Below are 22575 nucleotides of genomic sequence, written 5' to 3'. Positions count from 1 at the left end.
TATTCCAGAGAACACCTATGATTACATCATCGTTGGTGCCGGCTCTGCGGGCTGTGTACTGGCCAATCGACTGACCGAGGATGGCAAGCACAGTGTCCTGCTGCTGGAAACCGGTGGCAGTGACCGCAGCATTTTTATTCAGATGCCAACGGCCCTGTCGATTCCGATGAATACAGAGAAATATGCCTGGCAGTACGAAACCCAGCCCGAGCCCTATCTGGATAACCGCCGCATGCATTGTCCTCGTGGCAAGGTTCTGGGCGGCTCGTCATCGATCAATGGCATGGTGTACGTTCGCGGCCATGCCCGTGATTTTGATGAATGGCAAAGTGAAGGCGCGACAGGCTGGAGTTATCAACACTGTCTGCCCTACTTCCGCAAGGCTGAGAGCTGGGCATTTGGCGGTAACGCCTATCGCGGTGATCAGGGCCCTCTGGGCGTCAATAATGGCAACCAGATGCAGAATCCGCTCTACCGTGCATTTATTGAGGCAGGTGTACAGGCCGGTTATCTGAAAACCGATGATTACAACGCTGCCCAGCAGGAAGGCTTTGGCCCCATGCACATGACGGTGCATAAAGGTCGCCGCTGGTCGACAGCCAATGCCTACCTGCGCCCGGCTCTGCAACGTGGCAATCTCAAGGTTATCACCCATGCCCGCGTTCACCGGGTGGTGCTTGAAAACAAAACCGCCGTCGGCGTTCTGTTTGAACATCAGGGAACGTTGCAAACTGCCCGGGTTAACCGGGAGGTGATCCTGTCGGCAGGGTCTATCGGCTCACCGCACCTGTTACAGCTCTCCGGTATCGGTAATCCTGACGTACTCAAGGCGGCGGGTATTGAAACACTGCATGCCTTGCCAGGTGTCGGTGAAAACCTGCAGGATCATCTGGAGTTTTACTTTCAGTTTCGCTGCCTGAAACCGGTATCGCTGAATCGTAAACTGGGGCTCTGGAGTCGCTTTCTGATCGGTACACGCTGGATTCTGTTCAAAGACGGCCTGGGTGCCACCAATCATTTTGAATCCTGCGGATTTATCCGCTCCAAGCCCGGCGTAGAGTGGCCAGATCTGCAATATCACTTCCTGCCAGCCGCAATGCGCTACGATGGCAAGGAAGCCTTTGATGGCGATGGTTTTCAGCTGCATATCGGGCACAACAAGCCACGCAGCCGTGGCCATGTTCGGGTTACCTCTGCCAATCCGCACCAGCCACCCGAAATACAGTTTAATTACCTGCAACATGAAGCCGATCGTGAAGGCTTCCGTGCCTGTGTACGCCTGACACGCGAGATTATCAATCAGCCAGCCATGGATGCCTATCGGGGCGATGAGATTCAGCCAGGTCTGGATGTCCAGAGTGATGAGCAGATCGATGCCTTTGTCCGCCGGGCAGTTGAAAGCGCCTACCATCCCTCCTGCTCCTGCAAAATGGGCGTGGATGCCATGGCCGTTGTGGACCCGGAAACCCGTGTCCATGGCATTCAGGGACTGCGTGTGGTGGATTCTTCGATTTTCCCCACCATTCCCAATGGCAATCTGAATGCACCGACAATTATGGTGGCTGAACGCGCCGCCGACCTGATTCAGGGCAAGGATCCCCTGGCACCTTCGGACGCACCTGTTTCGATGGTATCCGGCTGGCAGGAACGCCAGCGACCTGGCACAGCACAACGCTAAACCAAAAACGGTTGTTGCTGGCTGCACTCAGTGCAAACCATCAGACTTTAACGATCATCCGCCTGTAACCGGCGGATTGACCGTTAAACTCTGAGCCGTGAACACGCGGTGGTTTGTGTCCGATTCGAAAATGCACTTGTTGCCCTAGAGGAGGAACACCCATGCTGTTTCGTAAATTGATAGACCGTTTGTACCGGAGGCGCGCATGACTCTCTGGTTATCTCTCGGAATGCTGTTCACCTTCGCGGCCATTGTGGTCGTGCTGTTTCGCTGGTGGAATGTCCGATGTATCGGCGTAACCCCCGTCTCCACCCTGACCTTTATCGCCATCCTGTTCACATCCGGTCTGGATGTTGGTCTGATCATGTTTCCGCTGACCGAATTTGCAGGCTATGCCGATCTGGCAGAAAGCCCTGAATACGGTTTTGCGAATCCGCTCGCCATAGAGTTCGGGTTTTGGGGCTTCCTGATCTGGGGATTTTATTTTCTGACCTGCTTTTATTTCTGCATCATTGAACCCAAAGTCGGCTTTTTTGAACGGCCTCTGGTGAAATGGATCAACAATGCGGTCATCATTGGTACCTGCGCCTTCACTGCTTTCCTATTGCTGGTCAACCTGCCCTGGTATCTGCCGAAACTGGGTGATGGTGAAAGTGTCATCCCCACCTTTTATCTGATCGTTCTGGTATCAATCGCCGCAGCTGTATACTCCAGCAGCCAGCTTAAATATGTGCGTATTCTCAGCCTGGGATCCTCAGCACTGTTCATCGCCCTGATCGGCATGATGTGGAGCGGTGCCTTTCTCAGCGAGACCGGCAGTCCGGGTGACTTTCTGGCCACTGCCGCACTGATCGGAGACTACTTCGCCAATCTGCATCAGTTTATGCTGCCGCTGAATGATTACCATGAGTTTTACCTGTTCTGGTGGTTCTCCTGGAGCATTATGATCGGTCAGTTTACTGCACGTTTTGTCAGTGGCCTGAAAACCTGGCAATTGATGCTGGCGATGCTGATTTTCCCTTCAGTCGCTATCGGTACCTGGTTCACCGTACTGTATCACTATCACGCTGAGGATCTCTCGATCAGCAGCTGGATCAATCTGGCAATGATCTCTGTCGGCATCCTGATGGTGATCAATTCGCTGGACTCTCTGATTCGTCTGTATACCGAAAATCTGAAGCTGACTGCACGGCATATTGGAAAATCGCGCTATTACATCGGCAACTTTATTGCTATGTGTGGCCTGACAGCGCTGTTCCAGCTGGATTTTCTGCGTATCCAGTGGGTTGGCGCGCTGGTTATCGCGATCTATTTTGCCTGCTTTGCCTATATTCTGCTGTTCAAACGTCAGGAGGTGTTTGCCATAGAAGGCTCTCCGGAAGAGAACACGCTCGACTATAAGCGTATTGAACTGGCCAATTAAGCCAGGCACGCTGAGCGCCCGTGTTACGGGCGTTTCAGCGCACTGTTTTTAGGCCGTTTTCCGGCAATCAAAGATCCACCGACGATGGCAAGACTGGCATAGAACAGTGCCAGGCTGGCATCCGCCTCACCCGCCAGAATTAACAGTACCACCGAGATCAGGGGCGCACTGTAGGCCAGGGTTCCCAGCAGTTGCAGGTTACCGTGCTTGACACCATGATCCCAGGTAAAAAAAGCAATACCCACAGGCCCTAACCCCAGGCCAATGACTCCGATCCATTGACCCCAACCCTGAGGCCAAACGGTTTCTTCCCAGAGCAGATGACATAGCAGCGCCAGAAATGCTGTCAACGCGCAGAACCAGCCTACCGCATCGGTCGGCACCGCCTTGACCAGTCGATTCAGAACCGAATAGCTGGACCAGATCAGAGCGCACAGTAAGGCCAGCAGATAACCGGGCAGGTACTCGGACTGGAACCCCTGGTGATTCTGACCAATCAAGATCCAGCAACCCAGTAACGCCAGACTGGCACCGATAAGGTGTACCCCTCGCAGCCGCTCTCCCGGCAACAGCGCACTTAACAACACAATCAGCAGAGGCCATAAATAGGCCAACAAACTGACCTCTACAGCTGGTGCCAGCGTCATCGCCTTGAAGTAGACGAAATGATAGCCAAACAGTCCTGCGACACCGATGACCCAGGCTGCAACTGGCTGACGTAAATACACCAGGCCCGAGCACTTCTGTCTGCGCCAGCGAATCAACATCAGCACAAAGGCAATGGCAAAGGTCATCGCCATCATCTGAAACTCCGGGATCGCTCCCCCGGTCATACGGGTCAGTAGTGCCAGGGTTCCCCAAAGGAAAATTGAAATCGAGCCAATCAGCGTGGCACTGTGCATACGGGTCATATTCAGAGGCTATCCCATTACAGAAAAGACACAGTCTAGGCTGTGTCAACTGCAACGTCTTTGCCGGATCAGCAGTGTTGTTTGGTGGATTGGCGGTAATAGCGGGGAGATTGGCCAAAATGGCGCCGGAAACGGTCACTGAAGGCCGCCAGATTGGTATAGCCGACCTGATCAGCAACAGCCTGAACCTGCAAGGTTGTCGTTTCCAGCAACTGCCGGGCACGCTGCATGCGTAACTGCAGCAGATACTGCTGTGGTGACATCCCCAGTTGCTGCTGAAACAGCGCATTGAGCTGGCGAACACTCAAATGCACGACATTCGCCATTTGCGGCAAGGTCACCGGGCGATCGATATACGCATCTAAATAGGCCTGCAACAGCTCAATACGCCGGTCCTGCTTCCGCTGAATTTCAGGCTGATAGCGTTGCTGCAACAACTGCAGCAGCAACCCGAGCATCTGCTGTTCAATGCTGCCCGCAGCACGGCTATCAAGACCATGCAGCTGCTGAAACAAAAACTGGATATAGTGGCTGAGGGCCGCATCAAGCTGTACAAAAACCGGCAAACGCTCCAGCAAGGGAGCCATCTCTGTCGGCACATCAGCCACCAGAAAGCGATTTGCAACCGGCGCATAAAAGCCATGATCTGCACCCGCAGGAATAATGGCCGCCTGCTGCGCCGTCACCGCGCCCTCTCTGCGCTCGACACTCAGGCACAGCTCACCATCCACCGGCAAAACCAGCTGATGGTAATCGTGACTGTGACTGGCAACCTCCTGGGAGTAGGAACGCAATGCCAGCGAAGGTGAAGCTGAATGCATCTGACCGACGCCTGCGAAAGTGACATTAAAGCAGCAGTATATACCAGCCCAATCCACCAGGAGAATCACCCCGGATACACGGCCCACAGCGCAATTCCCAAAGAGAAATATTTCTTCTTGACTGGAAACGCTTGTTAAATTGGGGTAGGGTCTAAGCATGATCTCGATTTTACTGCCTATCGGCGCATTGCTCTGCGGTATTGCACTGTTACTGCTTGGCATCGGTCTACTCAACACCTTACTCGCACTTCGAGGCAGTGCCGAGGGCTTCAGTGATCAAACACTCGGCCTGCTGGGCTCTGCCTATTTTATCGGCTTCATTCTGGGTACCTGGCTATGTCCCAGACTCATTCGTCGCATGGGGCATATCCGTGCTTTCGCCTTTTTTGCAGCCGCCACCGCAACCTGTGTCTTATTGCACGTACTGATTATTGATCCTGTCATCTGGTTTGTACTGCGCATCATTACCGGTACAGCTCTGGTCGGTATCTATACCGTGATTGAAAGCTGGCTCAATACCCAGGCTCCCCCGGAACGCAGGGCACGAGTATTTGCCGTCTATATGGCAATCAACCTTGGCGCATTGGCACTGGCTCAGCAACTGCTGCGAATCGACAGCCCGATGACCTTCACCCTGTTTGCCATCGCAGCGATTCTGATTATTCTGGGGCTCATGCCCGTTGCGGCGACACGTTTGGTACAGCCCAGCATCAATGATACGCCCTCTCTGTCACTCACACGCTTATGGCAAGCGGCGCCGGTAGCCTGTGCCGGTGCCCTGCTCTCAGGTCTGGCGATGGGAGGCTTTTGGGGACTGGGGGCTGTGTATGCCGGTCGAATCGGCTTATCTCCGACAGAAATTGCCCTGTTTATTTCACTGGTGATTCTCTCAGGTGCACTTTGCCAATGGCCGATGGGTTATTTGTCCGACCATATTGACCGCCGCCGTGCGCTGGCCATTATTGCCATGCTGGCAGCCCTTGGAGGTGCGTTAATGCTGGCTCTGGGACCCTATGGACAATGGTTTTTGCTCGGTGCAGCCGTCTTTGGCGCGGGCGCATTTGCCGTCTACCCGGCCGTTATTGCCCATCTGATAGACCACTTGCATCAGGACGAAATCCTGTCCGGCAATGCCGCGTTGCTAATGCTGCATGGTGTCGGGGCTGCCCTGGGACCGGCGACCGCAGGCTGGCTGATGAACCACACCAGCCCTCAGGCCCTGCCGGTCTATTTCAGCGTGATGTTTTGCCTTTGCGCTGTCTACAGCCACCTGCAGGCACGTCGTCAGCGCGATACCATCGTCGAAGCATCGGCCCATTATGTACCCATGGTGCGCACCTCACCGGTGGTGCTTGAAATGATGCTGGACGACCAAACGCCCTCCCCCGAAACGGATACAGACTCAACTTTCAGGAGTAATGACCATGATTCTGGCAACTGATCTGGATGGAACCTTTCTCGCTGGCGATCCGGAAAACCGCCAGCGCCTCTACCAACTGATCACCGCACATCAGGGTATCCAGCTGGTCTTTGTCACCGGTCGGGGCCTGGAGGTCGTTGTCCCCCTGCTGTCAGATCCGGCGATTCCCAGACCGGCTTACATTATCTGTGATGTCGGGGCGACCGTGGTTGATGGGAACACCCTGCAACCCGTCTATCCGGTGCAGAGTGAAATTGATGCGGCCTGGCCTGGCGAACTACCCATCCTGGATGCCCTGCAGCACTTTCCTGGCCTGGAGCGCCAGGAAGTCCCTCAACAGCGTCGCTGCTCGTACTTCTGTGAGCCAGGTGCAGTCACCGACGCTCTCCGGCAAACACTGGATGATCTCGGCTGTGATTTGCTGTTTTCTGCTGGCATGTATCTGGATTGTTTGCCACGTGGCGTCAATAAAGGCTCAACACTGAAACGTCTGGTCCAGCAACTGCAGCTCTCGCCAGATGACGTATTGGTCGCGGGCGACACACTGAATGACCTCTCCATGTATGAGCAGGGATTCAAGGGTGTCTGTGTCGGAGAATCTGAGCCCGCGTTATTGGAGGCTACAGCGGACAGAGCCAGTGTATTACATGCCCGGTTGAGTGGTTGTGGAGGTATCCTGGAAGCAGTTGTACATTTCGGCTTTCTCGGTCCACTGGGTGTGGACCATGAACTCCCGGACCTGAACATCAAGGGTAAAGCCGAACTGGTCATGGTCTACCATCGGCTGCCTTACGAAGAGGTGCAGGAATCCGGGCAGTGGGTCCGCCGCCCGCCGTCATCACCGAATGGTATTTTGCCCACACTTCTGAGCTTTTTTGCCCGTGGCGAAACCGGTTCCTGGGTTGCCTGGTCGATCCATGAACCTCGCAAGGGACATACATTTGAGGTGCATACCGATGTTGATCGGCAGCTGTATCCGAATCTGGTAGCTGCACGAGTAGCCCTTAGCAAAGAGGATGTGGATACCTTCTACAAGCGCTTTTCCAAGGAAGCCTTCTGGCCAACGCTGCACACCTTTTGGGAACGCGCCATATTTCGTGAAGAAGACTGGGTAACCTTCCTCAAGGTCAACCGCCTGTTTGCCGAACGCACCGCTGCTGAGGCCGCCGAAGGGGCAATCATCTGGCTGCATGACTACAACCTGTGGATGGTGCCAGCTTACCTGCGTCCACTACGCCCGGATCTGACCATCGCCTTCTTTCACCACACCTACTTTCCTTCAGCAGATGTCTTTAACGTATTGCCCTGGCGACGCGATATTATTGGTAGCCTGCTGCAATGTGACTATATCGGCTTTCATATTCCGCGGCAGGCAGAAAACTTTGTCGATGTTGCACGCGGTGTTGCACCACTGGAAGTACTGGAAACCAGCAGCTGTGCCCCTCGTTTCCTGACTTACGGCTGTGCTGTCGGGCTTGACCGCATGACGACAGCCATCCGCGTACATGACCGGAAGATCGGCTTGGGAGCGCATCCTGTTGGGCTGGATGTCAGCCGTATTGAACAACTGGTACAAGCCCCGGATTGTCAGGCACTGATGGAAACACTGCGCCAGCAACTGCGTCAGGTCCGTGTCGTGCTGTCTGTTGAGCGACTGGATTACACCAAGGGGACGCTGGCCAAACTGCTGGCTTTTGAGTCCCTGCTTGATGCGCATCCGGAACTGATCGGCAAAGTCTCGCTATTGACCATCTGTGTTCCGGCAGCACGCGAGATGACTATCTATGATGAGTTGCTCGGACAGATTGAACAGGCTGTTGGACGCATTAACGGTCGCTTCTCCCGAGTAGGCTGGACACCCGTACAGTTCTTCTACCGCGCCTTTCCATTCAAGGATCTGATCGCCTACTATCTGATGGCCGATGTGATGTGGATCACCCCCTTGAGAGACGGTCTGAACCTGGTCGCCAAGGAGTACATTGCAACACAGGGGCTGTGTCATGGTCAGGGAGTACTGGTACTGTCTGAATTTACCGGTGCGGCGGCTGAGCTGCATGGCGCCTTGTTAACCAATCCGCATGACCCGCATGACCTGAGAGATACTCTCTACATTGGCCTGACACTGGGACAGGCCGAACGTGAAGCACGCCTGAAAGAGATGTATCAGATCGTCTGTCATAACGATATAGGTCGCTGGGGCACCGAATTCCTGGAGGCCGTCAAGGCAACAGTAGAAGACATTCTGCCAGAGGATACCCGCGGAGCGGCCTGATACTGATTCATTCTACTGAACGACGCACAGGGATTTTATGTCCCCAGAAAAACAGTGCCAGCCCGCCAACAACCAGCAGGCAGCCTTTCCACAGACTGGCCGTGAGCGGTTCAGCATTGAGCAGATGCCCCAGCATCAGGGCAAAAACTGGCGTAATAAGTGTCACCAGCGCGACCGTACTGGCTGGCAGATGGCGCAATACATGAAAATAACTGACAAAGCCGACCAGCGAGCCAAAAATTGCCAGATACAACACTGACCAAAAGGCACGACTTCCGGGGTCAATGACCAGAGGCGCTGCCCCCATCAACCACCAGGTCACGCCAAAGCCCGGCAAGGACCAGAGGAGTGCGCCCACCGTATGTGCCAATGGATGCACCTGGGCACCGGTACGCTTGACCAGCACCCCACTCAAACTGAACAGTACCGCAGCCAGCAAGAGCAATAACACACCGGGAAGACTGTCCTGTCCCAGTACCACGTCATCGGTAAAAATCACGCCCAAACCCAAAAATGCCAATGCGCTGGCCACCCAGCGATAGGGCCGCAATGCAGGCTCATGCAACAACACCAGTCCAAAAATGGCTGACAGAATCGGGGCCAGGCCAAAAATAATCGAAATCAGCCCTGAAGGTACGTAGCGTGAAGCGATATAGGTACAGCACATGGCACCGAAAACACCGAGCGACGCGTAGGCATAGGCCAGTTGAGCTCTGGCACTCAACGGCAGACGGATACGCAGCACTGCCAGCAGCAATAATCCAAGAAAGGCAGCAATACCCATACGCAACCAGCCCGCCAGCACCGGATCGATGGTTTCGCTGCTCCAGGCAATCGTGAGGGGTGTGGTGGACCAGATCAACACCACAGCGAGATAGGCAACCGGTATGGACATCATGTCTCCGAAGCCGTCGTCAAAACGGCACAGGCTCCGCACACAGACAGGCTGTGGCAGAGACATCTAAAAAACCCAGGAAGGCTTTCATCTTCCGCCATATCTGATACAAGGTCAACGGCCTGGAGCTATATCCGAGTAAATTTCTCTGTTATTGCTAAAACCGCAAAAGGCGACGATACTGATCACTACCAATCGTTCATAGGAGAAGATGCATGAGCCTACAAGTTGGGGATACCTTTCCTTCACTCACCCTGACAGTGATGGGTGAAAATGGTCCCGAAAAAGTCACCACCGACAGCCTGGTCCAGGGCAAAAAAGTAGTCCTCTTCGCAGTTCCTGGTGCCTTTACACCCGGCTGTTCCAATACCCACCTGCCCGGCTTTGTGGTCCACGCTGATGAAATCAAGGCCAAGGGTGTTGACCATATTATCTGTACATCGGTTAACGATGCCTTTGTGATGGGAGCCTGGGGAAAAGCCCAGAACGCCGATGAAATCATCATGCTGGCCGACGGCCTGGGTGAACTGGCCAATGCGGTGGGACTGGTTCAGGATCTGTCTGCAGCAGGACTCGGGTTGCGCAGCCAGCGTTATGCCATGATCCTTCAGGATGGCAAGATCGAACTGCTGAATATCGATGTCAAAGGTGTCGATAAAACCAGCGCAGAAACACTGCTGGCAGCACTCTAGGAAAGCGGCTTATCCGTGATCGGTACTGTCGATCACTCTACCAGACGGCGCTGTTGCTTGACCGCATACATGGCAGCGTCTGCTCTGGCAATCAGCGCTTCCGGATGAAACTCATCATGTGCTGAGGTCACAACCCCGACACTGGCACCTGCGTACTCCAGAGTGACAGCACCCAGCTCAAACATGCCTTGTGTCAGTTGAGAGAGACGCTCAGCAAAGCCGGCTTGAGCGGCAGAGTCCCCGGCTGAATTGGCCATGGACAAAGCCACAAATTCATCGCCCCCATAACGTGCCAGCACATCACTGCCACGCAGACCGGTTTTCAGTTGTTCGGCCATCTGAATCAAAAACAGATCACCGGCATCATGCCCATACACATCATTGATCTGCTTAAAATTATCCAGATCTATAAACCCGACATGTACAGCACTGCCCTCACGTTGAGCACGTGCCAACATACGTTTGAGCTCATCAATTAAAGCACGTCGATTGGGCACTCCGGTGAGTGAATCCAGCATCGCCAACCGGCTGTACTCGGCATTCAGCTGACGCAGCTGTGTGATCAACTCTTCTCTGGCAAGCTGCTGGGAAATGATCTGTGCAAAGAGTCGTAAAAACAGTATTGACTGATCATCCACCTCCCGTCGGGAAGCACTGGCACCACACAGGGTGCCAAAAATTTCATGGTCCAGCCGACGCACCGGTTCACTGATATAGGTTTCGATACCCAGCGCTTGAGCCGCCTCAGAGTCTCCCCAATGCTCTGACACCTGGCTGACATAAGTGCGGGTTTCTTCAAAAGAACGCTTGCACAGCGTATCTTCCCAGGGAACCGACAGGCCTTCAGTAATCTGCATATCACCCATGTTACGGGCAAACACAACGGATTGTATGTTTTGATGAAAATCAATCGAAGTAAAATATACCGATTCCAGGCCAGTGAACTCTTCAATCAATTGCAACAGTGGCCTGATCAATGACTCCAGATCAGCACTGTCGCTCATAATATCGTCCAGTCGATACAGGATCTCTTCGGTCTTCATACTACGGCCAAATCTGGAGAAGGGTCCTTTGATTAAAGCAGTTGATTACCACTCCTGCAACTGAGCTTTGTGCCCAAGCCAGTGATTACTCTTACCGATTCAATTGCTCGGCCACTTCAACAGCTTCGACTATAGCCAGTTTGATCGACTCAGAATATTCATCTTCGTAAATTACTGAACAAATGATCCGATGAAGTAAATCCTTGTCGATAACGTTATCAGCGACCCAGACGGCAATGTTTTCCATCTCCTTGACGAATCGCTTTACCACATAATCAAAGCCATTAAGTTCGAGGAAGTAGGCTCCCAACGCCAGTGATGAACGCTTGTTACCATCGTTGAAAGCATGATTTTTATTGATAGAAAACACTAGGTGAGTCAGCTTGTCTTCCATCTCCGAATAGTACCAGTCGTTTTGGATATGCTCTAAGGGGCTTGCCAACTGGCCAATATCCTTGATACCCGACAATCCGCCAGAATGCTCGATGATCCAGTCGTGAACACTGACCGCGTGCGCTACATCAAAATAGAAAAACCGGATGCATGTTCCTGTAGGGTCATTCATTAATGCGATCCTTTGGCTAGCGATCTTTCAGGCGCTTGAGTACTGCCAGTGTTTCCGGGTCACTCAGCTGCTCTTCCAAGGAGCGGCTCTTTTCACCCAGGAACCTTTCAAAATCTGCTTCCGGTACAGATTGTATATAAGCCTCCAACTTCTCGTGCAAAGCATCGCGGAAGCATAAATCACGACTGGCCATTTTGGTTCGCACATCCAGAATGAGCGGTTTGAACAGCGGATGCTTTTCAAAACTGGCAAACAGGTTTTCGGCTTCTTTTTGTGTGAGCTTGCGCCCTTGTATCGTGCTGGCTTGCTCAAGCTCATGGGCGATCCCCGATTCATAACTGGCAATCAGGTTCAACACTTCGGCATACAGTGTTTCGCGGATATTGGCTTTAGCAGCAAGATTCAACACCTTTTTATATTCCGTGGCGTTTTCATGGAAAATGCTTTGGTAAATCAAGTTGGTAAATCGGGCATACTTCCAATGATTACCTTCCACATAGTTATCCAGAGCATCGGTGAACTGGCGGCGGTAATTTTCTTCCTGTAGTGCACTGACCAGATAGTTTTCATCACGTTGATTGATGAATCTGGTATGCCCACCCGCCCTTTCGGCCATGACATCCAGTACAATATCGAGCAAACGGGAGCGCAGCAGGCGCGCGGGTTCACTTTCGGTCAGTAACATACCGATGTTGAGTACTGCACGAAAACTAAACACCCCTAACACACTAGTTTTGGTACCGTCATCGATGTCGGCACCATATACTAATTCTTTGAATTTTCTTAGTTTATTTCCCCTAAGAAGTTGGTAGCCGTTGTTTTTCAGCTCTTCTCTGTGACTGACCAAATAGCGCTCAATAGTACGATCTGCAACGTCATACATAGCCATCACTTGTGCTTTGGTGAATACGGATTCCCCTTCAAACATCACACCACCCAAGCCCAAATGCTGTTCAGCCTGTTGCAGGGCGTAGCGGTTGTTGAGGATGTTCTGGCGATCGTGTGACGATTCAGTAAGGTCTTTCGCCATCCTGGAGTTCCTCAGTTTTTGATTGAGTGGATGAATTGACAGTCAATGGGCTGTTCATATTTATATTGAATGGTCACTTAACAGTTTAAAGAAAGCATGCACCAAGTCTTCGTTAAACTTCACATCATTCCCTGACTATTACTGTGTTTGTTTAACATCACCGATTGGAAATTTAAATAGCTGACATATACTTTCAACGGAAACTTATCAAATTCATTCAATTTCACATATATTTTGCATAATAATTTTCAGTTTGTTCTCGCTACAGTTCGTTTAGCAGGCGGCTTTCTTCTTTTGCGTACCACCTTCTTACCCATCCCCTTCAATCCTCTGAAGTCCTGACGCCTGACCTCACTGATCAGCTCACCCAGCCCTTGCGTTAATGGTTGCATAAACTCACCATAGCGCATCTGTTTTTCACTGATCGCACCAAGCTGCGATTCCCAGTGAGCGGTCATGTCGGGAACGACCATGCGTTCCGGCAAGCTATTTACCAGCAACCGCCCTATGTCGGTTGAATGGATCTCCTTGCCTTTCCTGGTCAGAAACTGACGTTTGAACAACAACTCGATGATTCCGGCACGGGTGGCTTCTGTTCCAAGCCCATCGGTATCTCTGAGAACCTTTTTGATCTCCGGATCTGATACAAACCGTGCAATCCCTGTCATCGCAGCCAGCAGGGTTGCATCCGTGAAGTGTTTCGGCGGACTGGTCTGCTTCTCGTCCAGTCGGCCATCAATGCAGTTAACCAGGTCACCCGTCTTCACATTCGGCAGTACCACTGACGAGAATTCGGCATCTTGCCTGGTGCTTTTCTGGGGCGGCAGCAGTGCTTTCCAGCCGTCAGCCAGAACTGACTTCTGCCGGGCAATGAACAAGCCGCCTTCCACTTCACTATCAATCTGATGCTCTGCATATTCAAAGGGCGGGTAGAACTGCATCAGGTACTGACGGGCAACCAGTTCGTAGATATTCTGCTCATCCTGCGACAGACGCTCAGCCGGCATTGACCTGGACGTTGGAATAATGGCGTGGTGTGCAGACACTTTGGAGTCGTTCCATGCCTTGCTCTTCAGGCCAAGATCTGCCTGGCCGACAGCCTCAGAAAGACCCGAAACCGTTTTGGCAATCGCCTGAGTCACCGCCTGACGTTCAGCATAATGCCCATTGGGCAGATAGCGACAATCTGAGCGCGGGTAGGTGATCAGTTTGTGGCGCTCATACAGTTGCTGGCAGATATCCAGCGTTTTCTGCGCGTTCAGATTGAAACGTTTTGAGGCATCGATCTGGAGAGCCGATAAATTGTACGGCAAGGGAGCGGGCTGTTTTTTCTTGTCACGTTTCACCGCTTTGACGCTACCGTTTTTCCCCTTCACCTTCTCCAGAACAACCTCCGCAAGTCTGCGTGACAACACACGGCCCTCTTCATCCATGTAAGGTTCACAGGCAGCACTTGGTTTCCACTTGGCAATGAATGACTCACCTGCCGTCGTCTGCAGCGTTACAAACACCTCATAGAAGGGCCTGGAGACAAAATGTTCGATTTCCTGATCACGGTGCACAACCAGACCCAACACCGGTGTCTGTACCCGGCCAATCGACAATACCCCGTTGTAGCCTGCAGCTTGTCCCAGCAGCGTACACAGCCGTGTCATATTGATGCCATAAAGCCAGTCCGCGCGGGTTCGTGCCAGTGCCGAGGTTGCCAGGGGAATAAATTCACTGTTTTGTCGCAGCCCCTGCAGTGCTTTGCGGATGGCATCTGGATTCATGTCATTGATCAGACAGCGCAATGTGGCTTCACGTTTTGCCTGATTCACGCCACTGTAGTTAATCACTTCATCAACCAACAGCTGCCCTTCGCGGTCCGGGTCACCCACATGCACCAGGCTGTCAGCCTGTTTGATCAGTTTGCGCAGCAGGGTCAGCTGTTTGCGTGTCGTGCTTTTGGGTTGTAGCTGCCAGGTTGATGGCAGAATCGGCAAGTGTTCAAGGCGCCATTGTTTATAGGCAGGGTCATAGCTATCCGGTTCAGCTTGCTCAAGCAGATGCCCTATACACCAACTGACCCAGATGTCGGCACCACAGCGAATATAGCCATCCTCCCGCTGTTTAGGACCAGGCAAGGCATCGGCCAGCGCACGCCCCAGGGAGGGTTTTTCAGCAATAAATAGCTTTACCACGGCAGCGTATCCAGATTTTTCCGGTACAGCCTGTTATATTCGCTGTTTCGTAAGCATTCAGAAGGATTTTTGCTCATGCGTCTTCCTGTTACCGTCTGGGGGCTGGCCTTGGGACAGGCACTGCTGGTATCCGGTAATATTCTCCTGGTATCTGTCACTGCACTGATAGGACAACAAATTGCACCCAGTCTCAGTCTGATTACCCTGCCGGTTGCGCTGCAGTTTCTCGGACTGATGGGTGTCACCTTGCCAGCAGCACACCTGATGCGCTGGCTGGGACGCAAAACCGGCTTTTTGATCGGCAATCTGATCGGTGTATCAGGCGCTATCCTGGCCTATTTTGCCTTGGCTGCCGGAGATTTTACACTCTTTTGCCTGAGCACGTTTCTATTGGGCATGGCAATCGGCGTGGGGCAGCAATACCGCTTCGCAGCGATTGAAGGCTGTCCTCCTGCGCTGCACCCGCGAGCAATCAGTCTGGTCATGGCAGGTGGTGTGATTGCTGCCATCCTCGGTCCAAACCTGGCTATCTGGGGTGAAAAGCTCTTCCCGGCCACCCAGTATCTGGGCGCCTTTGCGGTGCTGATCGGTCTCTATCTGCTGACCACAGGCTTGATTGCCTTAATCCCGCTGAAAAAACCAACCCGCGCTGAACTGCACGGGGAAGTCAGACCCTATGCTGAGCTATTTCGCCAACCCCAGCTGATTGCGGCAATTACCGCAGGAGTAATCGGCTATGCCGTGATGGTCCTGATCATGACAGCGACCCCACTGGCCATGCAAGGCTGTGGTTTCGGTTTCAGCAGCACCGCCAGCGTCATTCAGTGGCATGTTCTGGGAATGTTTGCACCCTCCTTCTTTACCGGTCGTCTGATCTCACGCTATTCGGAAGCCAAGGTTATTCAGACGGGTTGTCTGCTACTGATCCTGTGTGTCCTGCTCAATCAGCTGGGCACCGGTTACTGGCACTTCTGGACCGCATTGGTTGCACTGGGTATCGGCTGGAACTTCACCTTTATCGGGGCCACGTCGCTGTTGACTCATACCTACCGCCCGGCAGAAAAAGCCAAGGTTCAGGGTATCAATGACTTTTTAGTGTTTGGCAGTGCTGCCATCGGCAGTCTGCTGGCTGGCTACTGGCAGAGCCTGCTGGGTTGGGAAATGCTTAACCTGTTGATGCTGCCAGCTATCGGGGTCGCCATGCTGCTGGTTGCTTTCAGTACGCGCCGAAACGCGGCAGCACTTCAGAACTGACAACGGTATTGTCTGGGCGTCTGGCCAAAGTGGTGTTTAAAGGCTTTGCAGAGATGGCTGACATCTGACATACCCACTTCTTCAGCCAAGTGAGACAGTGCATGATGGCTATGACGCAAGCGCCAGGCTATATGCTTCAGTCGTATCTCTTGCCAATATGCCCTTGCGGTCTGATTGAAGTGCTGCATAAACAGCCGGTCAAGCTGTCGCCGGCCGATACCGACTTGACTGGCCAACTGATTCACCGTCATCGGCTGCCCCAAATACTGCCGCATCAATGCCAAAGCACGGTTGATATGACGGTCAGTATGCGGCACGGCTTGCAAAGACTTCAGACGGTGATGAGTCTCACGTGTTTCATCTACCAGCATATCAGCCAGCCCTTTAAGGGCTTTTTGTCGACCACAATGCCGGCTCAGTAATTCCGTTGCCAGGTCAATAGCCGCACTACCACCGGCACAACTGATCCGCTGGCCATCCAGCAGATAGAGCTGATCACAACGCATGTCGATATCCGGGAAGCGGGTCGTGAACTCCTGAGCGTGTCGCCAATGCACGGCGACGCGGTAGCCCTTCAATAGCCCGGCCTCAGCGAGCAAAAAACAGGCATTATCAATACTGACAAGACTTAACCCCTGCTGTACAGCACGACGTAATAGGGTGCGATACTCAGCTGCCATCGCAGCACTCTGACCGGCTTCCCGTGCCCCAAATATCACCAGATACTGATAACGGCTCCAGTCAACCTCTGTCGCACTGACCGGTGTATGTATCTCGACGCCACAACTGGCGGCCACTCTGGCACCCGCTTCATTGCCCAGTATTTGCCACCGGCAATCCCGCTGCTGACTCAGATCCTCGTCATCGGATGAAAAACGTAATTTATCGAGAAACCCGCCAAATGGCAGTAATGCAAAACCCGGCAGCGGTAATAACAGAAAACCAGCATCTGCTTGAGACATCGTAAAATTTGTCCAAAATAAACATTTATATGTCTAATTTTTACAGATAATTGTGTATTTGTCGCCTGCATACTGTGCACCCTATTTACTGTTTTCTGCTTAGGAATTGTGATGGCACTGGAAACCTGGTTAATTTATTTTTTGGCGACGCTGGGGTTGTCATTGACACCTGGTCCGAACAGTCTGCTGGCACTGACGCACGGTGCGATCCATGGACCGGTCAGCACTCTTAGAACCATTGCCGGTGGTGCTGCAGGCTTTGCCTGTGTCATCGCCTTGTCCATGTTTGGTATTGCTTCGGTACTGACACTCGCTGAAAATCTGCTGCTGGTGATGAAAATTCTGGGCGGGTTGTATCTGGTCTGGCTGGGAATTCAGGTCTGGCGCTCACCAGCACCGGGACAACCTGGCGTCACAGTAGACCAGGTCTGTGGCTGGAACATGGCACGTCAGGGTTTCCTTGCAGCACTCTCAAACCCGAAAGTCATTCTGTTTTTTGCCGCGTTTTTACCTCAGTTCATCGATCCTGGTCGTGATCTGTGGTTACAGTTCCTGGTCATGATGCTGACCTTTGTATTGGTGGAATGCCTTGCCGAGCTGTTGATCGCCGGCTTTGCCAACAGTGTTTCCAACTGGCTGGGACGCTGCGGTAAAGGGTTCAATCGGGTCTGTGGCGGTCTCTTTGTGGCAATAGGTGCGGGATTACCTCTGAGCAGCTGATTTTCAACCGGGCAGGAGTCGTAACTTTTTGCGTTAATGTCGCTCCTGCAACCTTCAATTCTGCAAATAATGCTCTAATCTGAGATTAACAGTATCAGGTCTAGAGGACATCGCCAGTGAACATAAGAACAAAATTGATTCTGGCATTCATTGCGCTGGCAATTCTACCTATCCTGATTATTTCAGCTGTACTGATCACCCATTTACGACAACAGGCTGAAGAGACGTTTCAATCCAGTACCACACGTGAAATCCGTCAGATCGACAATGCGATGCAGGTGTACTTTGATGCCATCGATAAGAGTGTTCACTTTCTTGCCAGTCACCCATTGGTCAAGCAGGTTGATGCCAGTGTTTCCGATTATCTGACCAGCGCTGAAGTGGTGATGACCCCTGATCAGGCTGGCGGTATCGAACAGGAGGTGTTTGAGCTGTTCGATCACTTTGCCACGACGCATCCCGGCCTGGCATATATCTATATGGGTACAGCAAATGGTGCCTATGTGCAGTGGCCACTCGGTAGCGTATCAGCACGCTATGACCCTCGTCAGCGCCCATGGTATCAGGCGGCAATGGCACAGCCAGACGCCCCCGTCAGAACATCAGCCTACTACTGGGAGCCAGACGATGCGGTCATTGTCAGCACCGTCATGAGCACGGCCAATCAGCTTGGACGAACCGGTGGCGCACTGGGCCTGGATGTTTCACTGGGCCAGCTGACCGCCATGGTCAGAGATATCCGGCTGGGCGAAACCGGTTATCTGATGCTCCTTGAAGCCAGTGGTAATATTCTGGTCGATGCCGCAAACCCGGAGCACAACTTCAAAAACATCCAGGAACTCTCATCAGAGTACCGCCTGTTATCCAATATGACAGGAGGACGACAACGCGTCAGTCTATCCGGAAAAGACTATATGGTGGCCATCTATGAATCACCCGGTCTGGGATGGCGTTATATAGGGTTGATTGAGTACGACGAAGTCATGGCGCCTGCTCAACGCATGATAGGCTTTCTGTCACTCGTCGTACTGGCTATGGTACTGCTCTTCTCTTTGATCGGTAAATTCACTGCCGATGTGATTGTACGCCCTATCAGATCAGTCTCTGCCAGTCTCAAGGAAATTGCACAGGGTGAGGGCGATCTGACAAGAGAGTTACCGGTCAAAGGCAAGGATGAGTTGGCGGAACTGGCGACCTGGTTTAATCACTTTCTGAAAACGATCCGTAATCTGGTCTCGCAAATAACACAAAGTGCCGAAGCCTTAAAGCAGTCCTCCTCGCAATCGACATCGCTGTCGAACAACATGACAGAGACAGCCGGACGCCAGGGCCATTCTGTTGATATGGTTTCGACTGCATTTCATGAAATGGTGGCAACAGCAAATGAGGTGGCCAAATCATGCAGTCATGCGGCACAAGCCGCAGATGCGGGTTACCACGAAGCACAGGGCGGCCAGGCCAGTATCAATATGGCCGTTACTGAAGTGGACCGGCTCAGTGCCGAGATAGAAGATTCAGTCAGTGCAATTGAACAGTTAGAGGAAGACTCCAGAAATATCAACCTGATACTGGATACTATACGCGGTGTAGCAGAACAGACCAATTTGCTGGCTCTCAACGCGGCGATAGAAGCGGCACGGGCAGGTGATCATGGCAGAGGGTTCGCAGTTGTCGCAGACGAAGTGCGGGGACTCGCACAAAGAACAGCTCAGTCTACCGAAGAGATCAACCTGTTGCTGAGCAAACTCAATACGCGTACCAGTCTTGTGAGTCAGCGCATGTCGGCCAGCAAGCACGCAACCGAAAAGACTGTTGCCAGTATTCAGGCAGTCAGTGAAAGCTTTGACCGTGTCAGAACCTCAGTTGACATGATTCGTGATATGAATACACAAATCGCAGCCGCTGCGGAAGAGCAACATCAGGTAGCCGAGGAAATTAATCGTCATATCGCAGAAGTAAACAGCGATGCTCAACAAGTTAACGAGATGTCAGAGCATGTCAGAGAAACCTCGTCATCTCTGGCAGAGCTGTCCAGTCAACTGGACAGTCTCGTCAAAGCATTCAAAACCTGAGCGTTTCAGGCCGCAATACATACCTGATTACGGCCGCCGTTTTTTGCCCGATAAAGTGCAAGATCGGCGGCCAGAAACAGTTCATCCACACCGCCGTCCAGATCCGGGTAGGCAACCACGCCGATGCTGATAGTAATCGTGCCGATATCACTGCCTGCTTGCGACCAGCGCTCAGATTCTATGCGGTTACGCAAACGTTCGGCAATCTCAAACCCTTCCTGTAAATCAGTCTCGGGCAATACGATCACCAGCTCTTCACCTCCATAACGTCCGGCATAATCGACGTGACGTGTTGCTTCCTTCAGCAAGGCCCCAAAACGATTTAGTACTCTGTCTCCGGCCTGATGGCCAAAGCGATCATTAATCTGCTTGAAATGATCGATATCGATTAACAACAGGCACAGGGGGTGCTGAAAACGTTCTGCCCGGGCAACATCGTCCTGCATGCGGCGCATCAACTCGTGGCGATTATACAAGCCGGTCAGGGAATCGTGGGTCGCCAGGCGTTCCAGTTCCATCTCGGCCAGCTTGCGTGCGGTAATATCCTGGCCAATCGCAATGGACCCCATCAGAGTGCCATCTTCACCAAAAAAGCGACGGGAATTCCAGGCAATAATTTTCTCTTCGCCCTGTTTGCAGCGAATGCGGGTCTCGAAGCCCTCAACCATGGTGTCGTGTTCAAGAATTTCGGTGACCTTGGCACCGATGGAGGCCCGATAGTCAGGATCGGGGTAAAGCCATTCCCAGATTGCAGGGTTGTCCAGTACTTCATCCCGGCGATAGCCACTGATTTGTTCTGCGGCCTTGTTCCACAGGGTAATGCGCCACTGCGGATCAAGTACGTTGATCCAGACCATGGCGTTATCGATAACAAGTTCACGAAACTGATCGAGTTCACGCAGCTGCTGACGCTGATGACTGTCTCGAAGCTGGCTGGCCTGAAGATCCTTTTTCCAGGGACGTAACACCCAGTACAGCAGCAAAATGGTTATGCAGACAAAACCCACACCCTTGAACAGGCTGATCGGAATGGCAAGATCAGGACGACGCAAGACCCAATAATGCCCCAGCAGATCCATACCGATAAAAACCAGACCGGCTACCAGGCTGCAACCACCCAACAGCGCAAAGAAATGTCGCGACGAGCTTGAGGCTCGAAGCCGACTGATTGCAGACCATGGGTTCACGACATCCTCCTGTGCCTCCCAAGAGCATGCATCGACTATTATTATTCTCGGGAGAACTCGGAGCCTTGGGAGCTATACAGAGAGTATAAGCACCCTGTTTTATTAAGCAAAGCACTCGTGCGGATCAAAAGACCGAAACCTGACAGGTTTCTGGATCTTTTCACACATGAAACAAAGGCGGCGTCAGCAGCGTTGAAGGCTGGCGTTGCATAATCACCTTGCCCTTGCGCACTGACAGCAACACTTCACCCTGCTGACGCAGCACCGCGTAGTCATCACCGCCCTGTAACAGAATAAAGCTGGCTGGCTTACCTGCAGCAATACCATAATCATTCCCCAGGTTCAGCGTCCGTGCGCTGTTGTCGGTGATAAAGTCCAGTGCCGTCCGGAAATCCTCATAGCCCATCATCTGACAGATATGCAGGCCAAAATCCAGTGTTCGCAACAGACTGCCGTTACCCAGCGAATACCAGGGATCAAAGATGGAGTCTTCACCAAAACAGACATTAATACCCGCCGCATTTAACTCTTTGACCCGGGTGACACCTCTGCGTTTGGGGTAGGTATCAAAACGACCCTGCAGATGAATACTTTCAGTAGGACAGGAAACAAAATTGATGCCAGAGCGTTTCAACAAGCGAAACAGGCGTGAACAGTAGGCATTGTCATAGGAATGCATCGCTGTTGTGTGACTGGCGGTGACTCGTTCACCCATATCATTGAACAGGGCTTCTGCCGCCAGCACTTCCAGAAACCGTGATGCCGGGTCATCGATCTCATCACAATGCACATCGATCAGCCGATCATACTTCAAGGCCAGCTGCACCAGAAACTTGACCGACGCCTCACCCAGCTCACGGGTATACTCAAAGTGCGGGATACCCCCAACCACATCAGCGCCAGCTTCGACTGCCGTTTCCAGCAGTTTTTCACCCTGTGGAAAGGATAGAATACCCTCCTGCGGAAAGGCTACCACCTGGATATCGATGCGGTCACGCAGTTCATCCCGCAGGGCACACAGGGTATGCAAGCCCAACAGACTGGGATCGGTGGTATCAACATGCGTACGCACATGCTGTACCCCTCGCCCTACCAGCATTTCCAGTGTCTGCAACACCCGCTGGCGAATATCCGTTTCGCTCAGCATCGGCTTGCGCTGCCCCCAACGCTCAATGCCTTCAAACAGCGTACCACTGTGATTCCAGTCCGGTTCACCTGCGGTCAGGGCTGCATCCAGATGGATATGCGGCTCAACAAAGGGCGCGCAGAGCAGATTACCACCCGCATCCAGCTGACCATCACTGACCGGCAGTAACCCGGGTTGAGCCTCAATACGGCTGAAACGTCCAGCCTCAATCTGTACTCGATGGTATTCGTTTGAATGACGTAAACGCGCGTTGACAATATCCATAATTTCTTTCCACACCAGAGGAACACTTATACCGCA

General features: G+C 52.6%; 18 protein-coding genes. 8 read left to right on the top strand and 10 right to left on the bottom strand.

Translation table 11 applies throughout. From position 1 onward, the window contains the following. Position 1: 1 nt before the first annotated feature. Both betA and ADINL_RS14545 read left to right on the top strand, forming a co-directional pair. Positions 2–1678 (top strand): choline dehydrogenase, encoded by a 1677-nt coding sequence (betA, locus tag ADINL_RS14550; protein WP_036550262.1) that lies wholly within the window; start codon positions 2–4, stop codon positions 1676–1678. A gap of 205 nt (positions 1679–1883) precedes the next feature. Continuing rightward, on the top strand, positions 1884–3101 hold the full coding sequence (locus ADINL_RS14545; RefSeq protein ID WP_036549662.1) for a BCCT family transporter: 1218 nt from the start codon (positions 1884–1886) through the stop codon (positions 3099–3101). Between the two features lie 23 nt (positions 3102–3124). Here the strand turns inward: ADINL_RS14545 and yddG are convergent, their stop codons facing one another. Together yddG and ADINL_RS14535 are read right to left on the bottom strand one after the other, a co-directional pair. Then, a complete protein-coding gene (gene yddG, locus ADINL_RS14540; RefSeq protein WP_036549660.1) occupies positions 3125–4012 on the bottom strand; it encodes an aromatic amino acid exporter YddG in 888 nt (295 codons plus the stop codon). Between the two features lie 68 nt (positions 4013–4080). Continuing rightward, on the bottom strand, positions 4081–4833 hold the full coding sequence (locus ADINL_RS14535) for an AraC family transcriptional regulator (protein ID WP_036549657.1): 753 nt from the start codon (positions 4831–4833) through the stop codon (positions 4081–4083). 157 nt (positions 4834–4990) lie between these two features. Here ADINL_RS14535 and ADINL_RS14530 point away from each other — a divergent pair, with 157 nt between their 5' ends. Beyond that, the gene (locus tag ADINL_RS14530) at positions 4991–6274 is read left to right on the top strand and encodes an MFS transporter (protein WP_036549655.1); all 1284 of its coding nucleotides are present in this window, start codon (positions 4991–4993) and stop codon (positions 6272–6274) included. Beyond that, positions 6258–8525, top strand: coding sequence for a glucosylglycerol-phosphate synthase (gene ggpS / locus ADINL_RS14525; protein WP_036549653.1), 2268 nt, complete (start codon positions 6258–6260; stop codon positions 8523–8525). Before ADINL_RS14530 ends, ggpS begins: the two co-directional genes overlap by 17 nt. Positions 8526–8532: 7 nt before the next feature. Here the strand turns inward: ggpS and ADINL_RS14520 are convergent, their stop codons facing one another. Further along, positions 8533–9420, bottom strand: a complete 888-nt coding sequence (locus tag ADINL_RS14520; RefSeq protein ID WP_036550249.1) for a DMT family transporter — start codon at positions 9418–9420, stop codon at positions 8533–8535. Between the two features lie 215 nt (positions 9421–9635). Here ADINL_RS14520 and ADINL_RS14515 point away from each other — a divergent pair, with 215 nt between their 5' ends. Continuing rightward, positions 9636–10112 (top strand): peroxiredoxin, encoded by a 477-nt coding sequence (locus ADINL_RS14515; RefSeq protein ID WP_036549651.1) that lies wholly within the window; start codon positions 9636–9638, stop codon positions 10110–10112. Between the two features lie 32 nt (positions 10113–10144). On the opposite strand, the gene ADINL_RS14510 is transcribed toward ADINL_RS14515, so the two are convergent. From ADINL_RS14510 to ADINL_RS14495, 4 genes are all read right to left on the bottom strand, one after another. Then, entirely contained in the window at positions 10145–11155 is a 1011-nt protein-coding gene (locus tag ADINL_RS14510; protein ID WP_036549649.1) for a sensor domain-containing diguanylate cyclase, read from the bottom strand. Positions 11156–11246: 91 nt separating this feature from the next. Further along, positions 11247–11720, bottom strand: a complete 474-nt coding sequence (locus ADINL_RS14505; protein ID WP_193364976.1) for a type II toxin-antitoxin system death-on-curing family toxin — start codon at positions 11718–11720, stop codon at positions 11247–11249. A 16-nt stretch (positions 11721–11736) separates the two neighbouring features. Continuing rightward, positions 11737–12750 carry a hypothetical protein gene (locus tag ADINL_RS14500; RefSeq protein ID WP_036549647.1) on the bottom strand — a complete coding sequence of 338 codons (1014 nt, stop codon included), beginning with the start codon at positions 12748–12750 and terminating at the stop codon, positions 11737–11739. A gap of 248 nt (positions 12751–12998) precedes the next feature. After that, entirely contained in the window at positions 12999–14933 is a 1935-nt protein-coding gene (locus tag ADINL_RS14495; protein ID WP_036549645.1) for a DNA topoisomerase III, read from the bottom strand. Between the two features lie 75 nt (positions 14934–15008). On the opposite strand from ADINL_RS14495, the gene ADINL_RS14490 reads away from it, so the two are divergent. Then, positions 15009–16187 (top strand): MFS transporter, encoded by a 1179-nt coding sequence (locus ADINL_RS14490; RefSeq protein WP_036549643.1) that lies wholly within the window; start codon positions 15009–15011, stop codon positions 16185–16187. Here ADINL_RS14490 and ADINL_RS14485 read toward each other — a convergent pair. Next, positions 16178–17149, bottom strand: a complete 972-nt coding sequence (locus tag ADINL_RS14485) for a GlxA family transcriptional regulator (protein WP_036549640.1) — start codon at positions 17147–17149, stop codon at positions 16178–16180. The genes ADINL_RS14490 and ADINL_RS14485 overlap by 10 nt on opposite strands. A gap of 111 nt (positions 17150–17260) precedes the next feature. On the opposite strand from ADINL_RS14485, the gene ADINL_RS14480 reads away from it, so the two are divergent. Next, complete coding sequence (locus tag ADINL_RS14480) at positions 17261–17869, top strand: LysE family translocator (protein WP_036549637.1); 609 nt, start codon at positions 17261–17263, stop codon at positions 17867–17869. Between the two features lie 116 nt (positions 17870–17985). Continuing rightward, on the top strand, positions 17986–19941 hold the full coding sequence (locus ADINL_RS14475; RefSeq protein ID WP_036549634.1) for a methyl-accepting chemotaxis protein: 1956 nt from the start codon (positions 17986–17988) through the stop codon (positions 19939–19941). 5 nt (positions 19942–19946) lie between these two features. Here the strand turns inward: ADINL_RS14475 and ADINL_RS16105 are convergent, their stop codons facing one another. Continuing rightward, on the bottom strand, positions 19947–21128 hold the full coding sequence (locus ADINL_RS16105) for a GGDEF domain-containing protein (protein WP_051632863.1): 1182 nt from the start codon (positions 21126–21128) through the stop codon (positions 19947–19949). Positions 21129–21288: 160 nt separating this feature from the next. Further along, positions 21289–22539: a cytosine deaminase gene (gene codA / locus ADINL_RS14465; RefSeq protein ID WP_036549631.1), complete on the bottom strand. Its 1251-nt coding sequence runs from the start codon at positions 22537–22539 to the stop codon at positions 21289–21291. Between the last annotated feature and the right edge of the window lie 36 nt (positions 22540–22575).

The organism is Nitrincola lacisaponensis (assembly GCF_000691225.1).
In the GTDB taxonomy this organism is placed as follows: domain Bacteria; phylum Pseudomonadota; class Gammaproteobacteria; order Pseudomonadales; family Balneatricaceae; genus Nitrincola; species Nitrincola lacisaponensis.
Note: the sequence above shows the minus strand (reverse complement) of the source record. Positions and strands in the feature narration are given on the sequence as shown.

What these genes read in the sequence shown, in the direction of transcription:
- ADINL_RS14505 (WP_193364976.1), bottom strand. Translation starts at nt 11,720, where the DNA reads ATGAATGACCCTACAGGAACATGCATCCGGTTTTTCTATTTTGATGTA.
- ADINL_RS14490 (WP_036549643.1), top strand. Translation starts at nt 15,009, where the DNA reads ATGCGTCTTCCTGTTACCGTCTGGGGGCTGGCCTTGGGACAGGCACTG.
- ADINL_RS14515 (WP_036549651.1), top strand. Translation starts at nt 9,636, where the DNA reads ATGAGCCTACAAGTTGGGGATACCTTTCCTTCACTCACCCTGACAGTG.
- ADINL_RS14480 (WP_036549637.1), top strand. Translation starts at nt 17,261, where the DNA reads ATGGCACTGGAAACCTGGTTAATTTATTTTTTGGCGACGCTGGGGTTG.
- ADINL_RS14510 (WP_036549649.1), bottom strand. Translation starts at nt 11,155, where the DNA reads ATGAAGACCGAAGAGATCCTGTATCGACTGGACGATATTATGAGCGAC.
- codA (WP_036549631.1), bottom strand. Translation starts at nt 22,539, where the DNA reads ATGGATATTGTCAACGCGCGTTTACGTCATTCAAACGAATACCATCGA.
- ggpS (WP_036549653.1), top strand. Translation starts at nt 6,258, where the DNA reads ATGATTCTGGCAACTGATCTGGATGGAACCTTTCTCGCTGGCGATCCG.
- ADINL_RS14530 (WP_036549655.1), top strand. Translation starts at nt 4,991, where the DNA reads ATGATCTCGATTTTACTGCCTATCGGCGCATTGCTCTGCGGTATTGCA.
- ADINL_RS14485 (WP_036549640.1), bottom strand. Translation starts at nt 17,149, where the DNA reads ATGTCTCAAGCAGATGCTGGTTTTCTGTTATTACCGCTGCCGGGTTTT.
- ADINL_RS14535 (WP_036549657.1), bottom strand. Translation starts at nt 4,833, where the DNA reads ATGCATTCAGCTTCACCTTCGCTGGCATTGCGTTCCTACTCCCAGGAG.
- ADINL_RS14500 (WP_036549647.1), bottom strand. Translation starts at nt 12,750, where the DNA reads ATGGCGAAAGACCTTACTGAATCGTCACACGATCGCCAGAACATCCTC.
- yddG (WP_036549660.1), bottom strand. Translation starts at nt 4,012, where the DNA reads ATGACCCGTATGCACAGTGCCACGCTGATTGGCTCGATTTCAATTTTC.
- ADINL_RS14520 (WP_036550249.1), bottom strand. Translation starts at nt 9,420, where the DNA reads ATGTCCATACCGGTTGCCTATCTCGCTGTGGTGTTGATCTGGTCCACC.
- ADINL_RS14545 (WP_036549662.1), top strand. Translation starts at nt 1,884, where the DNA reads ATGACTCTCTGGTTATCTCTCGGAATGCTGTTCACCTTCGCGGCCATT.